Below are 23,803 nucleotides of genomic sequence, written 5' to 3' on the forward strand. Positions count from 1 at the left end.
CAAAAAGTTAAAACAATAAAAAAACATAAAAAACAATAAAAATATTAACCAGAAAAAAAACTGTTTGTACAAATTTCAGAAAGTAAATACCCTATTTTTGTACACACATAGATAAACTATTTTCGACAATGATTTAATCGTATATTAAATTGAAAAAATTTCCCCATTATAAACAGGCCGATTTTAAAGACTGCGGCCCCACTTGTTTAAAAATAATAGCCAAACATTACGGTAAAACCATCCGTATACAAGATTTAAGAAATATTAGCGAAACCACCCGTCAGGGAAGTAACCTGTTTTTCTTAAGTGATGCCGCAGAGAAAATTAATTTTAGGACACTAGGTGTTAAATTAAATCTACAAAAATTACAAGAAGCGCCGCTGCCTTGTATTGTACACTGGAATAAAAAACACTATGTAGTACTTTATAAAATAAAAAAGGGAACCTACTATATTTCTGACCCTGCTTTTGGCTTAATTGAATACGACAAGAAAGATTTTTTAAGATTCTGGATAGGGAATAATGCCGATGATCAAACTCAGGAAGGAGTTGCTTTATTGATGGAGCCAACACCTATTTTTTTTCAGTCGGATTTTGACAAAGAACAGAATCACAGATTAGGCTTAGGCATTTTATCCCGATATGTTCTTCCTTATAAATCATTTTTGACACAATTAGGTATAGGCTTACTGGCTAGCAGTATATTGCAGCTTATTTTTCCTTTCTTAACCCAGAGTATTGTTGATATTGGTATACAAAATCAAAACATCCATTTTATTTATTTAATCCTTTTTGCACAGCTATTCCTTTTTGCCGGAAAAACTGGTTTAGAACTTATCAGAAGCTGGATATTACTGCATCTTTCTACCAGAATAAATATTTCGTTAATTTCAGACTTTTTCATCAAACTAATGAATTTGCCTATTTCATTTTTTGATACCCGAATGACGGGAGATATTTTACAGCGAATAAATGATCATCACAGAATAGAAAAAATCCTGACAACATCCTCCTTAAATTTATTATTTTCTATAATTAACATGTTCATTCTTGGGGGAGTACTGGCTTATTTTAATCTAAAAGTATTTTTAGTCTTTTTTACTGGAAGTGCTTTGTACTTCGGATGGATTACGCTATTCTTAAAAAGAAGAGAAATACTTGATTACAAACGTTTTACAGAAGTATCACAGGAACAGAGCAAAGTAATAGAACTTATAAACGGAATGCAGGAGATCAAATTACATAATGCAGAAAAGCAGAAACGTTGGGGCTGGGAATATGTTCAGGCAAGACTTTTCAGAGTTTCTATAAAAGGATTAATTTTAGAACAGTGGCAAACCATCGGATCGTCTGTTATTAATGAACTCAAAAATATTTTTATCCTTTTTTTATCTGCCAAATTAGTAATTGACGGTTCAATTACCCTGGGAATGATGCTCGCAATCAGCTCTATTGTGGGGAGTTTAAACGGACCTATTACGCAGCTTATTGAATTTGTACGAGAACTTCAGGACGCAAAAATATCATTAGCAAGATTATCCGAAATTCACGAAAAAGAAGACGAGACCCAACAAGAAATTCACCAGACGAATGATGTTCCTGTTGATTCTGATATTGAAATAAAGAATCTTACTTATAGATATTTAGGATCTGATAGTCCTGTACTGGATAATTTGAACCTTGTAATACCTGCTAATAAAATAACCGCCATAGTTGGAACCAGCGGAAGCGGTAAAACAACCTTAATGAAACTACTGCTTAAGTTTTATGAGCCCGAAAAAGGAAAGATAACAATTGGTCATTCTAATCTTAAAAATATCTCTCAGAAAGCCTGGAGATCAAATATAGGAGCAGTAATGCAGGAAGGTTTTATTTTTAGCGACACGATTGCTAATAATATTGCATTTGGTGAGGATCAGATTAATAAAGAAAGACTCGTGTATGCTGCAGATGTAGCCAATATTAAAGAATACATTAGTGAACTTCCGCTGGGATATAATACCAAAACAGGTGCTGAAGGATTAGGAATGAGTACCGGGCAAAAACAGCGACTGTTAATCGCAAGAGCAGTTTATAAAAATCCTGAGATTTTGTTTTTTGATGAAGCCACTTCAGCTTTAGATGCCAATAATGAGAAAAAAATCATGCATAAACTGGATATTTTTTTCAAAAACAAAACTGTCGTAGTAATCGCACATCGCTTGAGTACAGTTATGAATGCTGACCAGATTGTGGTTTTAGATAAAGGAAAAATTATAGAAATAGGGTCTCACTCTTCATTAGTGGAACAAAAAGGAAATTATTTTGAATTGGTTAAAAATCAATTACAGTTAGGAAATTAATCATGGCAGAAAATACAACATTTGAATTAAGAAGCGAAGAAGTCCAAGATATCTTAAGCAAAGTACCTCATTGGATGATCCGATGGGGCAGTGTTTTACTATTTGTAATCATATTAATGCTGTTCTTTGTTTCCTGGCTCATTAAGTACCCCGATGTTGTGAATACAGAAATTGTAATTACTACGCACATCCCGCCTGAGAAAATTGTAGCCAAATCTACCGGACGCATTGAGGCAATTTTAGTAAAAAATAAAGCTATAATCTCTAAAAACAGTACGCTTGCTGTTATAGAAAATACCGCAAATTATAAAGATGTTTTTTTATTAAAAAATATTGTAAACCAGTATAATATTAATGATCCTAAAAAAGAATTTCCTTTTGCATTATTAAAAAACTTACAGCTCGGAGAAATAGAAAATGCTTTTGCCCTTTTCCAAAAAGACTATCAGGCAAAGGAATTAAACAAAAAACTGCATCCTTTTGAAATTGAAAACAGGGCACAACATTCTGAAAATATCCAGATAAAAGAAAGATTAGAAATCCTGTTGCAGCAAAAGAAAATCAACGAAGGAGAATTGGAACTACAAAAAAATGAAATTTCCCGCTATGAAATTTTATTCAATAAAGGAATAATTTCTGCCCAGGAAATAGAAACCCGTAAATTAAGTTTTCTTCAGTCACAAAAAAATTATAAAAGCCTTTTGTCGTCAATTTCTCAGCTAAAATCCTCTCTGATAGACAATAAAAAATCAAGTCAGAACTCAGAAATAAACAGCACCAAAGAAGAAGTTAATCTTGAACGCGGCGTATCACAATCTTTTTATCAGTTAAAAAAAGTGATCAGAGACTGGGAACTTGCTTACACCTTAAAATCTTCTGTAAACGGTGTGGTAACTTTTTTGCAGGTTTGGACAGAAAACCAAACCATAACCACAGGTGATAATGTTTTCTCTGTTATTCCCTATGCCAAAAACAGTTTTATCGGAAAAGCAAAAGCTCCTGCTTTAAATTCAGGAAAAATAAAAACGGGTCAAAGAGTTAATATTCGCCTGGCAAATTTTCCGGACAGCCAATTTGGTGTTTTACAAGGAAAAATTAAAAACATTTCTCTGGTACCCGATAAGGATGGAAATTTATTTCTTGATGTAACACTGCCCAATGGCTTAACGACTTCCTATCATAAACAAATCGTTTTTCAACAGGAAATGAAAGGAAATGCAGAAATTATTACTGAGGATTTACGATTAATTGAGCGGATATTATATGAGTTTAAAAGTATTTTTGAGCAAGTTTAAGCTTTCTTTTTATATTTCTTTACTGCATTATTATATAAAAAAATTAATACTGAATTCTAAATAGTTACATTTTTTTAATAAGAATAAATTCAATTATTATATTTGAATAAAATTTCCTAAAGGAACATCTTAAAAGCTATCCTATTTATTAAATGCGTAAAATTCGAATTATTTCATTACTCTTCATATTACTAACTTGTTTTAGCAATAACTTTTATTGTCAAAGTAAGATAATTTCAAAAGACGAAATTGATAAACTATTAAATGAAGCGACAAAATACTGGAAGTTTAATAATCATGAAAAATCTTTAACACAATCAAGAGCCGCTTTAAAATATGCTATTAAAATCAATAATAATTATTTAATCGCACGAAGTTACAATTTAATTGGAGTAAATTTTGATGATTTACTTATGCCGGATAAAGCATTCCCTTTTTACATAAAAGCTCTATACTACATCAATAAAACAGATAATAGCATCTTCAAAGGCAGGATTAATAATAATTTAGCAAATATTTATTTTTTCGAAAGAAATCAATATCAAAAAGGAATATTCCATTACGAGAAAGCTCTTCGATATTGTAATAATTCATCCGATACCTCACTAATTTTTATTAGAAAACTTAACTTAAGCTGGGCTTATTTTGAGATTAAGAATTTTAATAAAGGCTTGCAATATCTGAAATATCTAAATCAATTTAAACAATATGGAGACGAATCAACATACGTTGCATTAAATATGTTAAACGGTGTTTATTATGACCATATAAATGATACCTTAAAAGCAAATTTTCACTTCTTAAGAGCGATTCGATTAGGCAATGAAAATGACGAAAAATTAGATCTATCGATAACACATAAAAAATATGCTGCTTTTTTATTTAAAAACAAAAATTATAAAAAGGCTTATGAAAACATATTAGAATTTAATCGGCTTACTGATGAAATCCTTGCTTTGGCAAAACAAAAAAAAACAAAACTAATTGGTGTCAATCTTGAACTGGATGAATTTAAAAGAGAAGTTGATAAAATCGAAACAGAATACAAGAACAAACAAAAATTATTACAGGAAGAACAATCCCGTCATATGAAGGTTTTTGGAGTCATTATTATGCTATTTATCATCATAACAATTCTTTTTTACTTTTTTCTCCAGAACGCCAAACTGAAACAAAAAAACAAGATTAAAAATATTCAGAATAAAATACACCAAAATTTAATCAATGCCAGTATAGATGGGCAGGAAAGCGAAAGAAAAAAAGTTGCTTTATTTTTGCACGATACCATTAGTGCATCATTATCATCAGCAGGAATGCATCTTAATGTGTTTTTAGCACAAAATAATCCTGTTTCTGATGAGATCATAAAAACGAAATTTATTCTGGATGAAACCCATGATAAGGTTAGGGATCTTTCGCATGATTTGCTACCTACTCTTTTGGTTCGTTTCGGATTATTATATGCTTTGGATGATTTATGTGAAAAATACTCTAACTCGACTTTACTTTTTGAGTTTCGAAATACTATTCCAATTAAAAAAAGATACACAGAACAGTTTGAAACCAGGATTTACTATATCATTTCTGAACTTCTAAATAATATCATCAAGCATAGTAAGGCTAGTAAAGCAATTGTTTCGTTAATGGAAAATGACGACGAAATGATTATTGAAATTACAGATAACGGAAAAGGATTTGATACCAATAAATTTAATTTTGTTGAAGGCTTCGGACTTAATCAGATCAGGGCGAGAATAAATAACCTCAATGGACATTTTAATGTAACCTCAAAGATCTATCAGGGAACTTCCATTATAATTAATGTACCCCTGAATGATTAATTAAGCTCTTTTGCCAATTTCTATAATTTCTAGATCTTTGATTTTGTCACCATCAATCACAAAACGAAGCATGGTTCGCATTTGATGGAAACCGCTTTTTCCCGCAGCTCCCGGATTCATGTGTAATAAATTGTTTTTTTTGTCAAACATTACTTTCAGAATGTGCGAATGTCCGCAGATGAATAATTTAGGTGGGTTTGCAACCATCTCTTCCCTGATATTCGGATTGTATTTTCCGGGATAACCACCAATATGTGTAATCCAGACCGAAACATTTTCACTCATAAACCTGTTATGAAGCGGAAATTCCAATCTTGCCTCAGCATTATCGATATTTCCATAAACACAACGCAATGGTTTTAGTTTTTTTAAAGTATCTGTAACGTTTAAATCCCCAATATCTCCCGCATGCCAGACTTCATCTGCCTGTGCTGCATATTTTAAAATGATGTCGTCAATATGACTGTGCGTATCGGAAAGGAGGAGGATTTTTTTCATTCTGAAAAACTAAGATTCTGAGGTGCTAAGATACTCAGATTTTACTAATACTATTTATCAAAAAAAATCCAATTGCTTTCACAATCGGATCTTTGATTTTTGATTTAGACGCACGGCTGTGCGTCTCTACTAAAAAAAATTAATTTTTAGGCTTTTGGGTTTTAACGTCTTTTAAATCTTTCGTGTCTTTGGTATCCATCATTTCCATTAGTTTCAAACCTAACAAACCACTGATAGAGCCATCAGAACCGCCATTTCCTGAAATTAATACATCCGGAATCACTTTGATGTTTCCTTTACCAATTTCTTCGGTTACTTTATAACGCGTAAAGTTATCACCACCCATTGCGCTTACCTGAAGCTGATACGCTTCTGCGGTTGATTTACCAATTGCCATAATTTTCTCAGCTTCGGCTAAACCGGTTTTTGAAATTCTTTCAGCCTCTGCACTTGCGTTCAGTTTTGTTGCTTCTGCCTGTGCTCCTGCTCTTGCTTTAGTTGCTTCAGCTTCAGCATTTGCTCGCATTTTTGTTGCTTCGGCTTCTGCGTTTACATTCAGTTTTAAACTTGTAGCATCCCCTTCTGCTTTCTTAACTGTAGCATCTGCAGTACGCTGTGCGATTTCAACACTTTGAGAAGCACGTACAATTTCTTTCTGCATATCGGCAATGGCGGTTTCTTTTTCCATACCCTGACGCTGTTCCTGTGCCAGCTTTTGGGTTTGATAGGTTTTTTGTTCTTCTTCTGCCAGTTTTCTGTCTGTCAAAGTTTTCATCAATGAATCCGGCGGAACAATATCTCCAATTAGGGTATCCACTGCATTTACGTTATATTCGTCAAGAACTAACTTAATATGATTTTTAGCAGACTCCTGGCGTTCCTTTCTGGTTGTAAGAAACGAAATTACATCACTATCCTGAGCTGAGTTTCTGAAATAGTTACCAATTGTAGGCTCTAAAACCTGAGAAACCAGATTATTCATGCTTCCAAAACGTGCAATAACCTTTGGTGCTTCATTTGCCGGAACGTGAATAATTTGTGCAACATCCAGATTAAATGGAAAACCGTCTTTTGAACGAACTGTAATCGTAGAAAGATTTTTATCTAAATCGTGAGATTCGCTTCGTGCATTTGCCCAGTTTAAAACCAGATTTGTTGTTGGAACAGGTTCCAGTTTTGTTGTATATTTATTCAAAGCATATTTACCGGGTCCAAAAGGTTCCATCCAGACACCTCTTTGTCCTTTTGAAACGATGTTTCCGTGTTTGAAAGTATCTCCGGTAACATCCTGACCGTCTTCACCAATATAAGAAATCACTACACCAACATAACCAATAGGCACATCAGTCATCGGGTTCTGTTCAATTAAAATTCCCCAGGTGTTAATATAATAAGAACCTGCCAACATAACCTGAGGCTGTAAACCACGATTCCCTCCTTGTTCCAGAAACTTGTCAAAATCCTGAAAATTATTATGGTTCTCAACAAATTTACCTGCAATCTGCCCCTGTGGAATTGGCTCTCCATCCAGGGCTGTTACGATACCGATCATGTTTTCATAAATCTTGATCTGATCTGCAATCACAATCTCGAACAAGAAAGTATTGATACGATACGATCCTGTAGTAATAAAAGCCGTCTGGCGTCCTTTTTGACCTCCATTATTCAGAAAGGCAGTAGCATCCTGAAAATTGTCACTTTCTACTTTTCTGGCCAAGATTCTCCCTGTTGGAATTTCCTTTCCATCTTTACTTAAAACCAATCCGATTTTACCTTCCGGAATAAGGGTGAATCCGGTCATATCGATTGAATATTGCCAGATCCACATTCCCCAGTATAAACCCGGAGCCAACGTTTGTGCCTGATAACCCGCTTCGCCTTTTGTAGCAATTATACGACCATCCGGCAATGATTTGTCTGCCCCAAACAGAACGAATTTCTTGGTCACTAAACCAATCCTATCTTCAGGAACGATAACCATTCCGAAGAAAACACGCAAAATAAATTTGTAAAAAACAATGGCAAATAAAATTAAAATTATCCACCAGTAAGAAGTAATTTCATTCATAGTTTTTGATATTTAATAGTACAAACATAGGAGAAATAGTAAATGTTAAAATGAAAACTTTTTAAAATTAACATTTAGAATTTTCTTCTTAAAAATGTTAAAAAACGCCTGAAATTATATCGTTGGAATTGTCAATTTCTGACACGATTTTTAGCCGGACAAACTATGATTTGCATTTTCGGTTTTAAAGGATTTTAACAAAGGTTCTGAGATTCTAAGTTGCTAAGGTTCTAAGTTTTGTTTTTAGATTTTATTGAAATGGATATTTATCGATTTTAAAATATATCGGAAATATTATACTTAATTATATACAATTTACCAATCTGACGTAAGACACACTGCTGTGTGTCTCTACACATTAATTGCGATAAAAAAAACTTAGAACCTTAGCTCCTCAGAACCGTAGCGGCTTTTAAAAAAAACCTTTGTACCTTTGCAACTCAAAACCTCTGTCCCTCACAATGAGATATTTTATTCAATTTGCCTATAACGGAACTCATTACCATGGCTGGCAGTTTCAGCCGAATGCTTCATCAGTTCAGGAAACTTTAAATAAAGCACTTTCAGTTTTATTAAATTCAGACATAAATGTTATGGGAGCCGGAAGAACTGATACGGGAGTCCATGCTTCTGAAATGTACGGGCATTTTGATTTAGATAAATCAATTGATATTCCGGTTTTAGTGCATAAGATAAATTCGTATTTACCAAAAGATATAGCTGTTTATAATCTGATTCCGGTTCATGATGATGCACATTGCCGATTTGATGCCACCAAAAGAACCTATGAATATCATATCAATACAGTTAAAAATCCGTTTTTAGAAGGGTTAAGTTGGTATGTAAATCAGAAACTGGATGTTGATTTAATGAATGAAGCGGCGCAGATTTTACTGAAGCATACCGATTTTCAGTGTTTTTCGAAAGTAAATACCGATGTCAATACATTTGATTGCACGGTTTTTGAGGCGTACTGGAAGCAGGAAAAAGACAAATTGGTTTTTACCATTTCAGCGAATCGTTTTTTACGAAATATGGTTCGGGCAATTGTGGGAACTTTAATCAATATCGGATTACATAAAATTACACTATCCGATTTTGAGAATATCATTGCGAGCAAAAGCAGAGAAAAAGCCGGTTTTTCGGTTCCGGCACATGGTTTATATTTAACCGATATTTATTACGATTACATCATAAAATAGCCCTGATTGCAACGGAAATCCTTTTTTGTTTTTTCTTTAAAAACAAAAAAGATTGAAGTGAAAAGCAGGAAATAGCTCCTAAAAAATATAATGAAAGCAAAAGCATTTGACACCGGATTATTCAAACGGATTCTAAAATATACCAAACCTTATAAATGGCGCTATTACGGCGTTATAGTTTTTGCGATTTCATTATCGATTTTTGCAGCGCTTCGCCCGTACTTATTGAAACAAACTGTTGATGGTTATATTAAAACGCATGATAAATACGGTTTGTTAATGTACATTATCCTTATGGGAGTTGTTTTATTGATGGAGGTTTTCTCTCAGTTTTATTTTGTGTATTGGGCCAACTGGCTCGGACAGGATATTGTAAAAGATATTCGAAATAAACTGTTCAAACATATTTTAAGTTTCAGAATGAAATATTTTGATTTGGTTCCGGTTGGTCAGCTGGTAACCCGATCGGTTTCGGATATTGAATCTATTGCCCGTATTTTCAGTCAGGGGCTTTTTATGATTATCAGTGATTTGATGAAAATGCTGGTAGTTTTGCTTTTTATGTTTTACATGAACTGGAAACTGACCTGGATTGTGATTGTTGCTATGCCAATTTTGGTTTACGTTACCCGAATTTTTCAGCGTAAAATGCAGGTGGCGTTTGAAGAAGTAAGAACACAGATTGCTAATATGAATTCATTTGTTCAGGAACGTGTAACAGGAATGAAAATCGTTCAACTTTTTAACCGTGAAAAAATTGAAGCTGAGAATTTCAGGGCTATAAATGACAAACACCGAGTTGCATGGATAAAAACGATTCTGTACAACTCGATCTTCTTTCCGATTGCTGATATCATTTCATCAATTACTTTAGGATTAGTGGTTGTTTTTGGCGGTTTTAAAATTCTGAACGGAGATAACTTTACGACTTTTGGAGATTTATTTTCTTATACTATGTTTATCGGAATGCTTTTTAATCCCTTACGACAAATTGCAGATAAATTCAATGAGATGCAGTTGGGAATGATTGCCGCCAATCGTGTTTTTGATATTATTGATACGCAGGATCATATTCAGGATACAGGAACGATTGAAGCTCCGGTTTTTGATGGAAGCATCGAATTTAAACAGGTTCGTTTTAGTTATATTTCCGAAGAAGAAGTTATAAAAGGAATTGATTTATCTGTAGCTTCCGGACAGACGGTTGCAATTGTAGGTTCGACCGGAGCAGGAAAATCTACAATTATCAATTTGCTGAACCGCTTTTATGAAATTAACAGCGGAACAATTTGCATTGATGGCGAAAATATAGAAAACTATACTCTGGCATCTTTACGAAAACAAATTGCTGTGGTTTTACAGGATGTGTTTTTGTTTGCCGATACGATTTACAACAATATTACTTTGCACAATCCGAGAATCACCCGTGAACAAGTTCTGGATGCCGCGAAGAAAATCGGTGTTCATGATTTTATTATGAGTCTTCCCGATAATTATGATTTTGATGTTAAGGAACGTGGCGTAATGCTTTCATCCGGACAAAGACAGCTGATTGCTTTTTTACGTTCGTATGTGAGTAATCCGAGTATTTTGATTTTGGATGAAGCAACTTCATCAATTGATACTTATTCTGAAGAATTGATTCAGCGTGCTACCGAAACAATTACCAAAGGAAGAACTTCAATCATCATAGCGCACCGTCTCGCAACCATTGTGAATGCCGATAAAATCATAGTAATGGACAAAGGCCTGATTGTTGAGCAGGGCACACATCAGGAATTATTAGCCAAAACAGACGGATATTACAAAAATCTTTACGACTCGCAATTTTCGGTTGCAAATTAGAACACTTCTACTTATATATACACCCTTTGAAATTTAGATTAAAAAAAATAACATCCAGGCGTGCTTTTTTTATATACGTCGCATTCACTATTTTACTTACAGTTTCTTCTGTTTACATTTTGAGTAACTTAATTACTGATCTTACAGAGAGAGCCAATGAAGATATGGCGCAGCGTAATTTTATTAAAAAGCAGGAATTCATATCGCAGGAATTTTCAAAACTCCTGGAACAGGAAAACCGAATAAAACATGTCTTAAAAATTAGTACTCCAGAGAATTTATCTTCGAATTTAAAAGTTTTATCCTCGGTACAGACAACCAATTCTTTGATCGTAAATAACTGGTTTCAGATTAACGGTGAGAAAATTAGGTTTGGAACTGATTCTACTGCTACTCAGGCGGAAATTAATGATACTGAAAAATTTGTTCTTCAATATAAAAATTCAGACCATATAAGCACAATTGTTCCTTTTGGAAAGGAATGGATCTGGCGGATTTATTTTAAGCTGATTTCTAAAAATAATACAACAGTTCGTTTCGGTTACGATATCAGCCTAAAAAAAATCCGCGATTATTTGTCTACTGCGGATAAAACAGCTACTAACTATGCTTTTATTTTTGATAAAAATGGAACATGTATCTACCACCCTGATTCAACTTTTATAGGCAAAAACATTTATAAAGTTTCTTCTATCCGCTCTATTGATACTATTTACAGTAAAAAACAGGATTATGTAAAAAGAGTTACCATGTCTGAGTATTTGAAACTGGATGTAATTCGGTTTACAAAAAAACTAGATATCAAAGGTACGCATTGGTTTATTTGTTCTAATTTTCCTAAAATCTTCATTGATGAAAATGTAGATTTGATCAGAAAATATTCAACATGGATTTATTCTATTACGACTATCATGCTGTTAGTCATTTTCTATTTATTCTCGTATGCAAACAGACGCGCCTACAAAGAAAAAGGAATTGCGATTAAAGAAAAAAACAAACTGCTTGTTGAGAACGAAAAAATTGTAAAAGAAAAAGCCCTGATTCAGCTGCAGCAGTTAAAAGAGCAGATCAATCCGCATTTTTTGTTTAATTCACTCAATTCACTTTATATGCTGGTTGGAACCGATGTAAAAACAGCACAGAAATTTACATTGAATTTATCTCGTATTTATCGCTATTTAATTGACCCGCCTGAAAAAAATATTGTTCCATTAAAAGAAGAATTATTATTTATTGAAAAATACATCTTTTTACAGCAAACCCGTTTTAAGGAAGAACTTTTCTTTTTGATAAAAATTGAAGACGAAGAAGCTTTAACTAAATTTATTCCCTATCTGGCTTTTCAGATTGCAGTTGAAAATACGATTAAACATAACATGGCTACAGCCGAAAATCCATTGACAACAGAAATCCTGATTCAGAAAGATCAGGTCATTATCAGCAACAATCTCCAAAAAAAGACACACAGTGAACCAAGCACAAATTTTGGACTGAAATACCTGTCAAGTGTCTATAATTTTTATTCCAGAACCAATTTCAAAACCTCAGAAAAAGAGGGCAATTTTGTTTGTATTTTACCATTAATATCCATTCACTCCTAAAAAAAAGCCACTCACTCCTTTTCTCTTTTTATTTGAGCACGAAACGAATAGTTTCGCGCTCAGATTCAATTTAAATTTACTATCAAAATGAGGAAAAAGGCTATCCTGTATAACTTAAAAGTAATCGCTGTATTGCTTTTATTTTTATTAGGTTCGATTTCTGTTTATTCTCAAAAAAAGAATAAGAATAAAGAAAAAGGTACTGAAATAGCAAAAGATACAACATCTGCTAAGAAAGGAAAAAAATATAATGAGCTTGTAAAAAAAGGAACTGTAAAAAAAGGCCTCTTCAATATTATACAAGTTAAGACTGATCTTTATTTCGAAATTCAGGATAGTTTGTTTAAAAGAGAATTTTTGATTGTAAACAAAGTATCACAGGTTCCTTTTCAGATAAACGAATATGGTCTAAACAAAGGAATGAATTATGAGAACAAAGTAATCAGTTTTTATAAAGATACAATTGCAAATAAAGTTTGGGTAAAATCTTATCTCCCAAAAGTTTCTTCACCTAAAGATGATGCCATAACAGCTTCTGTAAAAGATAATTTTTCAGAATCTATTATTGAGGTTTTTGATATTGAAAGTAAAAATAACGACTCGACTTCTGTTGTTATTAAAGTAAACAAAATTTTCGACGGTAAACAAAAGAGTTTCAATGACTTAATAAGCAATACCGGATTAATCAGCTCTATAAAATCTGATTTATCCTATATAGAAAGCGCAAAATCGTTTCCTAAAAACATTATTGTAAAATCGCAGTTAACGACTTCAATTCCTGAAGACGGAATTCCAACATCAGTAACCCTTGGTGTAACAAGTAATATTATTTTATTGGACAAAACCCCAATGAAACCTCGTTTTTCTGATAACCGTATTGGGTATTTCACTGAAAAGCATTGGTATTTTGCCGATGCACAGCAGGCAATGCTTGAAAAAGAATTGATTACACGCTGGCGTTTAGAACCAAAAAAAGAAGATGAAGAACGTTATTTGAAAGGTGAATTAGTAGAGCCGAAAAAACCAATCGTTTATTACATCGATCCGTCTACTCCTAAACAATGGAGAAAGTATATTATTGATGGAGTTCACGATTGGCAGGCAGCTTTTGAAAGAGCTGGTTTTAAAAATGCCATTATTGCAAAAGAACCTACTGAAAATGATTTAGATTTTGATATTGATGATGTACGTTACTCTGTAATTACCTATGCAGCATCTCCAAAATCCAATGCTATGGGGCCATCTGTTGTTGACCCGAGAAGTGGTGAAATTATTGAAGCCGACATCATCTGGTGGCACAATGTTATGACTTCTCTTCAAAGCTGGATGCGTATCCAGACCGGCCCTATTGATCCGAAAGCCAGAGGAAATATTTTTAGCAATGAGCATATGGGAGAAGCAATACGTTTTGCCTCGTCTCACGAAGTAGGACACACATTTGGTTTAAAACACAATATGGGATCTTCGTTTGCTTATGATGTTGAGTCTTTACGTTCTAAAGAATTCACAGCAAAAATGGGCGGTACTGCTCCCTCTATCATGGATTATGCCCGGTACAATTATGTAGCACAGCCGGAAGATAGTGTTAGCGTTATTACTCCTAAAATTGGAGAATACGATAAGTATGCTATCGAATGGGGATACAGATGGTACTCTCCAGACGAAAACGAAACCGTTAAGCTAAACGCATTGATTGCCAAACACCAAAACGATCCTGTTTATTTTTATGGTGAACAGCAGGGAGAGATAATTGATCCTCGTTCACAGTCTGAAGATTTAGGAAACGATGCGGTAAAAGCAAGCGAATACGGTTTGAAAAACTTAAAACGTGTTGTCGATAATATATTAAACTGGACTCACGATAAAGATCAGCCTTACTACGAAACGGGTAAACTGTATATCGGAGCTATCGGACAATGGCAAATGTACAATCGTCATGTAATGAACAATATTGGAGGTATTTACTTAAATACAACGGTTCACGGCGACAATAAACAAAGTTATGTTCCGGTTCCTGCAGCCATGCAGAAAAGAGCGGCCGATTATTTAGTTAAAAATGCACTTACGATTCCACAGTGGTTGTTTTTTAATAGCATTTTAGATAAAACAAATCCATTGAAAGATACTCCTCTTGGACCTTATGAGTACACACCATACACACTATCAAGAGAGTTACAATACGATATTATGTATAAATTATTAAACGATGATCGTTTACTTCGAATGACAGAAAACGAATTATACCAGCGAAATAAAACCAATGAGAAGGTCTTTACCGTAAATGAGTTGTTTAAAAAAATACATCAGAATGTGTTTGCAGGAACTATTCTAAATAAATCTTTGACTATCCTGGAAAGAATGACACAGAAAAATTATGTTGATGTTTTGATTGTTTCTACAAATAAATTGTTTGAAAAAACAGATATTAAAAAACCGATTGAAATACAAGAAACATTACAAATGCCTCATTTATGTTCTTTAGACGATGCACATATGGTGAGAAACATTAATAATTCTTTTTTAAAAAGAGTTACAGAAGTAACTTCAGATAAAAAAGGAGAATTAACAAAAGTACTTCAGTTATTAAAACTAAAAAAGAACACGGGGGATGAATCTACCCAAAACCATTACCGCGATTTGATACAACGAATCGATAAAGCTTTGAATAATACAACCTTTTAATAAATACCCAATCCAAAAACATGAAAAAAATTTTACATGCCTTACTGCTGTTCCTGGCCATTGCAGGATACTCGCAGGAAAATCGTACTATTACGGGGATCATTCAGGACGAAGCTGATTTGTCACCAATACCTGGTGCATCAATTTACGTTGAGAATAATTCCATTTCAAACAAAACTGCCATGGCAGGAATTATCCAAAGTGAAGGAATCGGAACTACCACGGATTTCGATGGTAAATTCACTTTGAAAATCGGGAAAAACATTACTTCTTTGAGAGTTACATTCATGGGCTACCAATCATATACGCTTGAATTATCTGCTCAAAAAAATTATACAATCAACTTAAAATCTGAGACTGCAAAACTTCAGGAGGTTGTTGTAACGGGTTACCAAAAAATTGAGAAAAGAAAACTTACTGCTGCGGTTACAAAAATTGACATGGCTGCGATTCAGCAAACAGGAGTTTCCAGTATTGACCAGTTACTGGTAGGACAAATTGCCGGGGTTGCTGTAAGTACACCATCTGGAGCTCCAGGAGCACCTGCAAGAATCAGAATCAGAGGTACAGCTTCTCTTAGCGGTACACAAGATCCGTTATGGGTACTTGACGGATTACCATTGGAAGGAAATGAAGTTCCTAAAAACTTTGATAAAGATAACATCGATGTATTAAGCAACTACTCTATTTCTGGTTTAAACCCTGATGATATTAAGGATATTACCATTTTAAAAGATGCAGCTGCAACAGCGATTTATGGTGCACGCGCTGCAAATGGTGTAATCGTGGTTACTACCAAAAAAGGTAAAGCAGGTAAAATGGTAGTAAACTTTAATACCAACGTATTTATTACACAAAGACCTGACTTTTCCAAATTAAACTTAATGAATGCAAGCGAAAAAGTTGATTTAGAGCTTAACATGGCGAGCCGTTCTGATTTGACTTACAGAGATTCTGGAGGAGAGATTGCACGTATCTTAAACGAATCAAATGAATTAGCTGCATTCAGAGCTGGCGGATTCTCTTCTTTGAGTCCCGCAACTCAGCAATCTATCAATGATTTAAGAAATAATAATACAAACTGGGGGAACTTATTATACCAAAATGCTGTGAATACGCAGCACGGTTTGAGTTTATCAGGTGGTGGAGAAAAGTCTGATTACTATTTCTCTTTAGGATACTATGACGAAAAAGGAACAACTGTTGGAACAGGCTTCAAACGTTACAACGTAACCTTAAAAAACAACTTTGAGATAACAGACAAATTTAAAGTTGGTGTTGGTATTTTTGGTTCTGAAAACAAAAACACATCTTACCTGACAGATTCTTACGCATTTACAAGTCCTTCTAACTATTCCAGAAACGTAAATCCATATTTAGTTCCATTCAATGCCGATGGAAGTTATAAATACGATGATGATATTGTAGGCTATTCAGAACGTAAAGTACCATTTAACTTCTTAGAAGAAAGAGAAAATACTTCTCACGAATTAAAAACAAGAGCAGTAAAAGCATTATTTGATGCTGAATATAAAATTACTAAAGACTTAAAAATAACTTCTCAATTAGGTCTTCAGTTAGACAATACAGCTAGTGAGAAATTTGCCGGTAAAGACACTTATTACACCCGAAACCTAAGAGAAAAATCCAGTTATTTTAGTAGTGGAAATCAGCAGTATTTCCTTCCTGTTGGTGGTGTAATTCAAAATTCAAATACAGACTTTTTCCAGTATAACCTGAAAACAATGGCGAATTTCTCTAAAAAAATAGGAGAAAAACACGAAATTGAAGCTATGGTTGGTAATGAGTTGAGAAGAAATTACGCTACAACTGTTTCAACTAAAGGATTTGGTTTTGACGAGAAGAATTTAACAACACAGCAAATTGTTTTCCCAAATTCAGGTTTTGCAAAAGAATCAGATTGGATAGCATACGCTAAAGCTAAAAATGAGAATGCATTTGCATCATTCTTTGCAACAGCTGCTTATACATACGACAGAAAGTATAGCATATTTGGAAGTGTTAGATATGATGGTTCAGATTTATTTGGTGTAGATCCAAAATATAAATATTTGCCGCTTTGGTCTACCTCTGCTTCATGGGCAGTCTCTGAAGAAGATTTCTTAAAAGAAAACCTAACGCTTTCTAATTTAAGACTTCGTGCTTCTTATGGTTTACAAGGAAATATCGACAAAAATACCTCTCCTTTTGTAGTAGGTAAAATCAGTACAAGTACTATTCTTCCTGGTCAGACAGAACCAACAATTGTTGTTGAAAGTCCACCAAACGATAAATTACGTTGGGAAAAAACAGAAAATATCAACCTTGGTGCTGATGTTGGATTATTTAACAACCGTATCAGCATTGTTAGTGATTTATACAAAAGAAAAAGTACTGATCTAATTAGTTTAAGATCTATTCCATTAGAAAATGGATTTGAATATACTAACATGAACTGGGCACAAGTAAGTAATAAAGGTTACGAAATCACTTTATCTACAAAAAACATTGACCATCCAAACTTTAAGTGGAATACAAGTATTAACTTCTCTCACAACAAAAGCAATATTGATCGTACAGAAGTTCGCGATACAGATTATTTACCAAGCAGAGAAGGTCGTCCTGTAAATGCTGTTTTTGGATTTAAAACAAAGGGAATTGACGAAAACGGATATCCTTTATTTGTAAATAAAAAAGGAGAAACAGTAAATTCTCAAACATTCTTTGGTTTATACGATCCTTTTGCTGACTTTTTCCCAGGAGAACTTACACAATCAAATCTAACAGCAAATGAGTTTAGAGATTTGTTTACTTACTTAGGTGATAGAGATCCTAAATTTACAGGAGGTATTACTAATACATTTACAGTAAAGAATTTTGACCTTACCATTGCAGCAGCTTTTAATCTAAAACAAACTGTAGTAAAAACTCCTCCTTATAACGGAACATTAGTAGACAGAGGACAAAATTACAGTAGAGATGTTTTAAATGCATGGTCTCCAACTAATACATCTTCTAACTTACCAGCAATTAATGGTAAAGATTCCGGAACAGGAGATTCTTACATGGCCTATTTATGGTATTCTGGTGGAAATCAAATCCCTACAATGAATTATTTAGACACATGGGTTAGTGAAATGAGTTATATGAGATTAAGCAGTATGCGTTTAGGTTATACAGTCCCAAAATCATTTACAGATCATATCAACATTCAAAGCATCAGATTCAATGTTGAGGCAAGAAACTTATTCGTAATTAGTTCTGATTACAAAGGTTACTTTGACCCGGAAACTTTCGGAAACATTTATGCACAACCAGTTCCTAAGTCATTTACTTTAGGATGTAATGTAACTTTCTAATACCATTTTAAAGATGAAAAAATTCTCAAAATATATAGTACTTTTCGTTGCAGCTATTGCAGTAAGCAGCTGTGATGATTATCTGGACATTACTCCGGTTGGGCGAGTTATTCCGGAAACATTAGATCAATTTCGTGCAGTTTTAACACAAGGATATACTGTTTATCCGGAGCATAAATCATTGACAGCAGTTCGTACCGACGAATTAACAATGAATGAGTTTAGTGATGAGATTAATGTTTATAAAGATATTTATACCTGGAAAGATACTAATCCTGATCAAATAACAATTACTTTCCCATATCAGGATTTGTATACTGTCATTTTTTACACAAACGTTATCATTAACGAAGCGTCTAAAAAATTAGCTGAATCTCCGGAAAAAAATCAATTAGTTGGAGAAGCCTACGCTTTAAGAGCTATGGCTTACTTTGATTTGATTAACCTTTTCGGAAAACCTTATAATGCTGCAACAGCTGGTTCAGATAAAGGAGTTCCATTGGCTTTAGAAATAGATTTAGAGCAGGCATACGTTCCTCAAAGTGTTGAAGTAATTTACAACCAAATTATTTCTGATACTGAAAAAGCTAAAGATTTTATTAACGTAGATTCTCAGGTAACAGGTAAAAACTACCGTTTTTCTAAAGTGGCATTATACAGTTTAGAAAGCCGTATTTACTTATACCAGCAACAATGGCAAAAATCTTTAGACGCTGCAAACAAAGCTTTAGCTATCAACAGCAATTTAGTTGATTTAAAAACAACTCCTGTTTTTGCAACTAAATATGACTCAAAAGAATCTATTTTAGCTCTTGAACTTACTTATATAAATGGACTAAAAGGAGCTTCATATGCTTCACCAGAATTAATTGCAGCTTATAATAAATCAACTGATTTACGTTTTCCTCTTTACTTTTTAGCAAGCGGAAGCCGTTACAGAATCCAAAAAGCAGGAAATGATGAACAAAAATGTTCATTCAGGACTTCTGAATTGTATCTGACAAAAGCAGAAACTTTATTAAAACTCAATAATCTTTCTGATGCTAAAACGATTGTTTTAAGTTTCATCAAGAACAGATACACAGCAGCTGCTTATACTCAGCTTGAAAATGATGTTAATGCAATGAATGCAGCAGATTTAACAAACTTCATTTTAGAAGAAAGACAACGTGAATTTGCAGTTGAAGGACAACGCTGGTTTGATTTGAGAAGAACTTCTCAAAAACAAATCGTTCACACTTTCAATGGAGAAGATTTTACATTAATACAAAATGATCCGCGATATACCATTATTTACCCGGCAAACGCGAGATTAAATAATCCCAATCTATAATACCTATTAAATCCGGAAAGAGGTCCAGTTGCAAAACTGGGCCTTTTTTCTTTTAAATTTCTCCCGTTTAATCATTTAATAAAAACCGTTAAAAAAACTATTGGAAAAAATCAGGAGTCAATTATATTTGCAAAATGAATGACAGGCTTCATCCTGAATGAAATTTATACCCCTAAGCCAAATGAAAATTGCAATCGTTGAAGATGAATACCTTGCTTCCAGTTATCTGAAATCTATTTTAGAACAGCAGGATATTTTACAGATTGCAAACATTACTGTTTTAAAATCTGTAAAAGAAGCAATCCTTTTTTTTAGCGAAAACAATGTTGATCTGGCTTTTATGGACATTCATCTTGGGGATGGAAAAAGTCTTGAAATTTTCGAAAAAGCAGCTGTCTCCTGCCCTGTCATTTTTATTACAGCTTACGATGCATACGCTATTTCTGTCTTCAAACATTTTACGATTGATTATCTTTTAAAACCTTTTGAAGAACAAGAATTACTAGAAGCCTTAATCAAGTTCAAAAAAATAAAAGACAGTTTTAATGCTGATGCCACATTACAGTCTCTGGTTGCAATTGAAACCCCGGAAACAAGCAAAATACAGCGTCATTTTTTAGTAAATCACGGTTATAAACTCATTTCTGTAAATGAATCGGAGATTACTTATTTTGCAGCTTCAGGCAAACATTTGTTTATCTGTGTAAATTCAGGAAATAGTTTTTTGTACAACAACACAATTACAGAGATCATAAATTGTCTCGATCCGTTTATATTTTTTAAAATAAACCGAAAATATATTGTAAACCGTAATATTATAAAAGAAGTTGTAAAACATTCCAATCAAAAAATCGAACTGATCCTTACAGTTCCATCCCTCGAAAATGAGCCAATAATGATCAGCAAAAAAGAAATCAACAACTTTAAAAACTGGCTGGATCAATAATTAAAAACTGGTTTTTTCTTAAAATCTCACATTCCCACATCCTAAATATACCCTGATTATCTGCATTTTAACTTAAAAACGGATTCAAAAATGGCTAAAAACAGTTTAAACGTTAAAATAACGTTATAAGAATCATAAAAAACAACCTCATAATCAAATAGATAGCTTTGTTTTTCTTTGAAATTGTATCTTTGGGGATGCTAAAATTTCAAATGTAAAAGAATATGCCACAGATTAGATTTTATCCAAATGAAGAATTTAAAGAAATAGAAATCAACGAGTCCTTACAATTTAAATACGCGATTTCAAACAAAGGAAGATTAATTAGTTATACAGACGATATACAAAACGGGCGTATCTTAAAAGGAGGTTTGAGCGATGGCTACCCTACCTTTAGATTCAAAATCAGACAGGATGATAGAATTATCAATAAATACCTTTTTCTCTACAAATTAGTTGCCCAGTATTTTATCCCAAAACAATCAGAAGAGCAAACGTATGTCCTTCATTTGGATTATGTTCGAAACAACGATGATGTCAGCAATCTCCGTTGGGCCACAAGAGCCGAAATGATTGCACACAGCCGTAAAAGTCCACATGTTATTCAGGCCAAAAAGAACCTGATTGAACACAATATAAAATCAGACGGCAGAAAACTGACTACTACCAAAGTAATGCTCATCAAAAAAATATTAGCCCGTCCGGAGCAAAAAACCCGTCTAAAAATGATTGCCAAACAATTTGGCGTAAGCGAAATGCAGATTAGACGCATTGCCAGCGGTGAAAACTGGGGACACGTAAAAGTTTAATTGTGAATTGTTAATGGTTAATTATTAATGATATCACGCTGAACAAAGTCTGGGAGCTGTAAAAGTTCCTGGGCTTTGTTTTTTTTGCACATCCTTCATTTTTCAGATTTATATTCAAAATTTTAATTTACAATTCATAATTCACAATTTACAATTAACAATTCCCCCATTTTCTGTGAAAAGACTAAAATCTGCATGGGTAAAAACAAATTTACAAGTGTTTTTTTAAAATAAATCCTTAAATTCGCAGGCACAAATAATCGTGAATAATTGGAAAAGAGTTTCGGAAAAACAAGCCTCAATTTCAATAGTAAAACTAAATAACCAAAAAAATGACACGAGCGTTAGCGACTGCATTTTTACAAATAACAAATAAATAAGCAAAAAATGAAATACGACGTTATTGTTTTAGGAAGTGGTCCCGGCGGATATGTTACAGCTATCAGAGCATCACAATTAGGCTTTAAAGTAGCTGTAGTTGAAAAAGAAAACTTAGGTGGTGTATGTTTAAACTGGGGATGTATCCCAACAAAAGCATTATTAAAATCTGCTCAGGTTTTTGATTATTTAAAACACGCATCTGATTACGGATTGAAAGTTTCTGAATTCGATAAAGATTTCCCTGCTGTTATTCAGCGTAGCCGTGGAGTTGCAGAAGGAATGAGCAAAGGAGTTACTTTCCTGATGAAAAAAAACAAAATTGACGTTATTGAAGGTTTCGGAAAATTGAAACCTGGAAAAAAACTTGACGTTACTGATAAAGACAATAAAGTTACAGAATATAGCGCTGATCACATTATCATAGCAACTGGTGCACGTTCTCGTGAGCTGCCAAACTTACCTCAGGATGGTGTAAAAGTAATTGGTTACCGTCAGGCGATGACATTGCCAACACAGCCAAAATCTATGATTATCGTAGGTTCAGGCGCAATTGGAGTTGAATTCGCTCACTTTTACAACTCAATGGGAACAGATGTTACTATTGTAGAATTTATGCCAAACGTTGTACCGGTAGAAGACGAAGATATCTCAAAACAATTTGAAAAATCGTTGAAAAAAGCTGGTATCAAAGTAATGACTAATTCTTCTGTTGAGAAATTAGATACTTCCGGAGCTGGTGTAAAAGCAACTGTAAAAACAGCTAAAGGAGAAGAAATCCTTGAAGCAGACATCGTACTTTCTGCAGTTGGAATCAAAACAAACATCGAAAATATAGGTTTAGAAGAAGTGGGTATTGCTGTAGACCGTGATAAAATCTTAGTAAACGCTTACAACGCAACAAACATTCCTGGTTACTATGCAATTGGAGACGTTACTCCTGGTCAGGCTTTGGCTCACGTAGCTTCTGCTGAAGGAATCAACTGTGTGGAAAAAATTAAAGGTTTACACGTAGATCCAATCGATTACGGAAACGTTCCGGGATGTACTTACGCAACTCCTGAAATTGCTTCTGTTGGTTTAACTGAAAAACAGGCTAAGGAAAAAGGATACGAATTAAAAATTGGTAAATTCCCTTTCTCAGCTTCTGGAAAAGCAAAAGCTGCCGGAAATGCTGACGGATTCGTAAAAGTAATCTTCGATGCTAAATACGGAGAATGGTTAGGATGCCACATGATTGGTGCCGGAGTTACAGACATGATTGCTGAGGCAGTTGTAGCCCGTAAACTGGAAACTACCGGTCACGAAATCCTTAAATCAATCCACCCTCACCCAACCATGAGCGAGGCGGTTATGGAAGCGGTTGCTGATGCTTACGGCGAAGTAATTCACTTGTAATAATATACCGTTTTACGGTTACATATAATTTTCAATTTATAAAATCCGGTTTGTGCAGACAGACTGGATTTTTTTATGGACATGCCCCGCAGAAAAAGCGGGTCGGGCTATTCGCTAAATTCCCGATTAACAAAAACTACGACTAAAAAGCCTTGTTTTTCTAAACCGGGAGATACCACTGCTATCCCTCATACAAAATCGTTTTC

Annotated in this window: 14 protein-coding genes; 12 read left to right on the forward strand and 2 right to left on the reverse strand. The window is 33.9% G+C overall.

The genetic code is table 11. From position 1 onward, the window contains the following. Positions 1 to 149 precede the first annotated feature (149 nt). The 3 genes from GWR14_RS18100 to GWR14_RS18110 all read left to right on the forward strand — a co-directional run bounded on the left by GWR14_RS18100 (position 150) and on the right by GWR14_RS18110 (position 5,478). Entirely contained in the window at positions 150 to 2,342 is a 2,193-nt protein-coding gene (locus tag GWR14_RS18100) for a peptidase domain-containing ABC transporter (RefSeq protein ID WP_163410488.1), read from the forward strand. 2 nt (positions 2,343 to 2,344) lie between these two features. Next, positions 2,345 to 3,637, forward strand: coding sequence for an HlyD family secretion protein (locus GWR14_RS18105; RefSeq protein ID WP_163410489.1), 1,293 nt, complete (start codon positions 2,345 to 2,347; stop codon positions 3,635 to 3,637). 152 nt (positions 3,638 to 3,789) lie between these two features. After that, positions 3,790 to 5,478: a tetratricopeptide repeat-containing sensor histidine kinase gene (locus GWR14_RS18110; protein ID WP_163410490.1), complete on the forward strand. Its 1,689-nt coding sequence runs from the start codon at positions 3,790 to 3,792 to the stop codon at positions 5,476 to 5,478. Here the strand turns inward: GWR14_RS18110 and GWR14_RS18115 are convergent, their stop codons facing one another. After that, a complete protein-coding gene (locus GWR14_RS18115; RefSeq protein WP_163410491.1) occupies positions 5,479 to 5,976 on the reverse strand; it encodes a metallophosphoesterase family protein in 498 nt (165 codons plus the stop codon). Positions 5,977 to 6,115: 139 nt separating this feature from the next. Then, positions 6,116 to 8,044, reverse strand: coding sequence for an SPFH domain-containing protein (locus GWR14_RS18120; RefSeq protein WP_163410492.1), 1,929 nt, complete (start codon positions 8,042 to 8,044; stop codon positions 6,116 to 6,118). A gap of 461 nt (positions 8,045 to 8,505) precedes the next feature. Between GWR14_RS18120 and truA the strand changes: the two genes are divergently transcribed. The 9 genes from truA (at position 8,506) to lpdA (ending at position 23,597) form a co-directional block, all read left to right on the forward strand. After that, a complete protein-coding gene (truA, locus tag GWR14_RS18125; protein ID WP_163410493.1) occupies positions 8,506 to 9,246 on the forward strand; it encodes a tRNA pseudouridine(38-40) synthase TruA in 741 nt (246 codons plus the stop codon). A gap of 90 nt (positions 9,247 to 9,336) precedes the next feature. Then, positions 9,337 to 11,091: an ABC transporter ATP-binding protein gene (locus GWR14_RS18130; RefSeq protein ID WP_163410494.1), complete on the forward strand. Its 1,755-nt coding sequence runs from the start codon at positions 9,337 to 9,339 to the stop codon at positions 11,089 to 11,091. A 119-nt stretch (positions 11,092 to 11,210) separates the two neighbouring features. Beyond that, positions 11,211 to 12,692: a sensor histidine kinase gene (locus GWR14_RS18135; RefSeq protein WP_246236345.1), complete on the forward strand. Its 1,482-nt coding sequence runs from the start codon at positions 11,211 to 11,213 to the stop codon at positions 12,690 to 12,692. A gap of 87 nt (positions 12,693 to 12,779) precedes the next feature. After that, positions 12,780 to 15,374: a zinc-dependent metalloprotease gene (locus GWR14_RS18140; protein ID WP_163410496.1), complete on the forward strand. Its 2,595-nt coding sequence runs from the start codon at positions 12,780 to 12,782 to the stop codon at positions 15,372 to 15,374. A gap of 20 nt (positions 15,375 to 15,394) precedes the next feature. Further along, a complete protein-coding gene (locus GWR14_RS18145; protein WP_163410497.1) occupies positions 15,395 to 18,733 on the forward strand; it encodes a SusC/RagA family TonB-linked outer membrane protein in 3,339 nt (1,112 codons plus the stop codon). A 13-nt stretch (positions 18,734 to 18,746) separates the two neighbouring features. After that, positions 18,747 to 20,066 (forward strand): RagB/SusD family nutrient uptake outer membrane protein, encoded by a 1,320-nt coding sequence (locus tag GWR14_RS18150; protein WP_163410498.1) that lies wholly within the window; start codon positions 18,747 to 18,749, stop codon positions 20,064 to 20,066. Between the two features lie 181 nt (positions 20,067 to 20,247). Then, positions 20,248 to 21,012 (forward strand): LytR/AlgR family response regulator transcription factor, encoded by a 765-nt coding sequence (locus GWR14_RS18155; protein WP_163410499.1) that lies wholly within the window; start codon positions 20,248 to 20,250, stop codon positions 21,010 to 21,012. A gap of 224 nt (positions 21,013 to 21,236) precedes the next feature. Next, positions 21,237 to 21,821 carry an NUMOD4 domain-containing protein gene (locus GWR14_RS18160; protein ID WP_163410500.1) on the forward strand — a complete coding sequence of 195 codons (585 nt, stop codon included), beginning with the start codon at positions 21,237 to 21,239 and terminating at the stop codon, positions 21,819 to 21,821. A 387-nt stretch (positions 21,822 to 22,208) separates the two neighbouring features. Then, positions 22,209 to 23,597, forward strand: a complete 1,389-nt coding sequence (gene lpdA / locus GWR14_RS18165; protein ID WP_163410501.1) for a dihydrolipoyl dehydrogenase — start codon at positions 22,209 to 22,211, stop codon at positions 23,595 to 23,597. The last annotated feature ends 206 nt before the right edge of the window (positions 23,598 to 23,803 follow it).

It is taken from the genome of Flavobacterium ajazii (assembly GCF_010614725.1).
Lineage (GTDB): Bacteria > Bacteroidota > Bacteroidia > Flavobacteriales > Flavobacteriaceae > Flavobacterium > Flavobacterium ajazii.

Excerpts from the sequence above, each read along its gene's own strand:
- GWR14_RS18150 (WP_163410498.1), top strand. The coding sequence starts at position 18,747 with ATGAAAAAATTCTCAAAATATATAGTACTTTTCGTTGCAGCTATTGCA.
- GWR14_RS18120 (WP_163410492.1), bottom strand. The coding sequence starts at position 8,044 with ATGAATGAAATTACTTCTTACTGGTGGATAATTTTAATTTTATTTGCC.
- GWR14_RS18110 (WP_163410490.1), top strand. The coding sequence starts at position 3,790 with ATGCGTAAAATTCGAATTATTTCATTACTCTTCATATTACTAACTTGT.
- GWR14_RS18115 (WP_163410491.1), bottom strand. The coding sequence starts at position 5,976 with ATGAAAAAAATCCTCCTCCTTTCCGATACGCACAGTCATATTGACGAC.
- truA (WP_163410493.1), top strand. The coding sequence starts at position 8,506 with ATGAGATATTTTATTCAATTTGCCTATAACGGAACTCATTACCATGGC.
- GWR14_RS18130 (WP_163410494.1), top strand. The coding sequence starts at position 9,337 with ATGAAAGCAAAAGCATTTGACACCGGATTATTCAAACGGATTCTAAAA.
- GWR14_RS18160 (WP_163410500.1), top strand. The coding sequence starts at position 21,237 with ATGCCACAGATTAGATTTTATCCAAATGAAGAATTTAAAGAAATAGAA.
- lpdA (WP_163410501.1), top strand. The coding sequence starts at position 22,209 with ATGAAATACGACGTTATTGTTTTAGGAAGTGGTCCCGGCGGATATGTT.
- GWR14_RS18155 (WP_163410499.1), top strand. The coding sequence starts at position 20,248 with ATGAAAATTGCAATCGTTGAAGATGAATACCTTGCTTCCAGTTATCTG.
- GWR14_RS18105 (WP_163410489.1), top strand. The coding sequence starts at position 2,345 with ATGGCAGAAAATACAACATTTGAATTAAGAAGCGAAGAAGTCCAAGAT.
- GWR14_RS18145 (WP_163410497.1), top strand. The coding sequence starts at position 15,395 with ATGAAAAAAATTTTACATGCCTTACTGCTGTTCCTGGCCATTGCAGGA.
- GWR14_RS18140 (WP_163410496.1), top strand. The coding sequence starts at position 12,780 with ATGAGGAAAAAGGCTATCCTGTATAACTTAAAAGTAATCGCTGTATTG.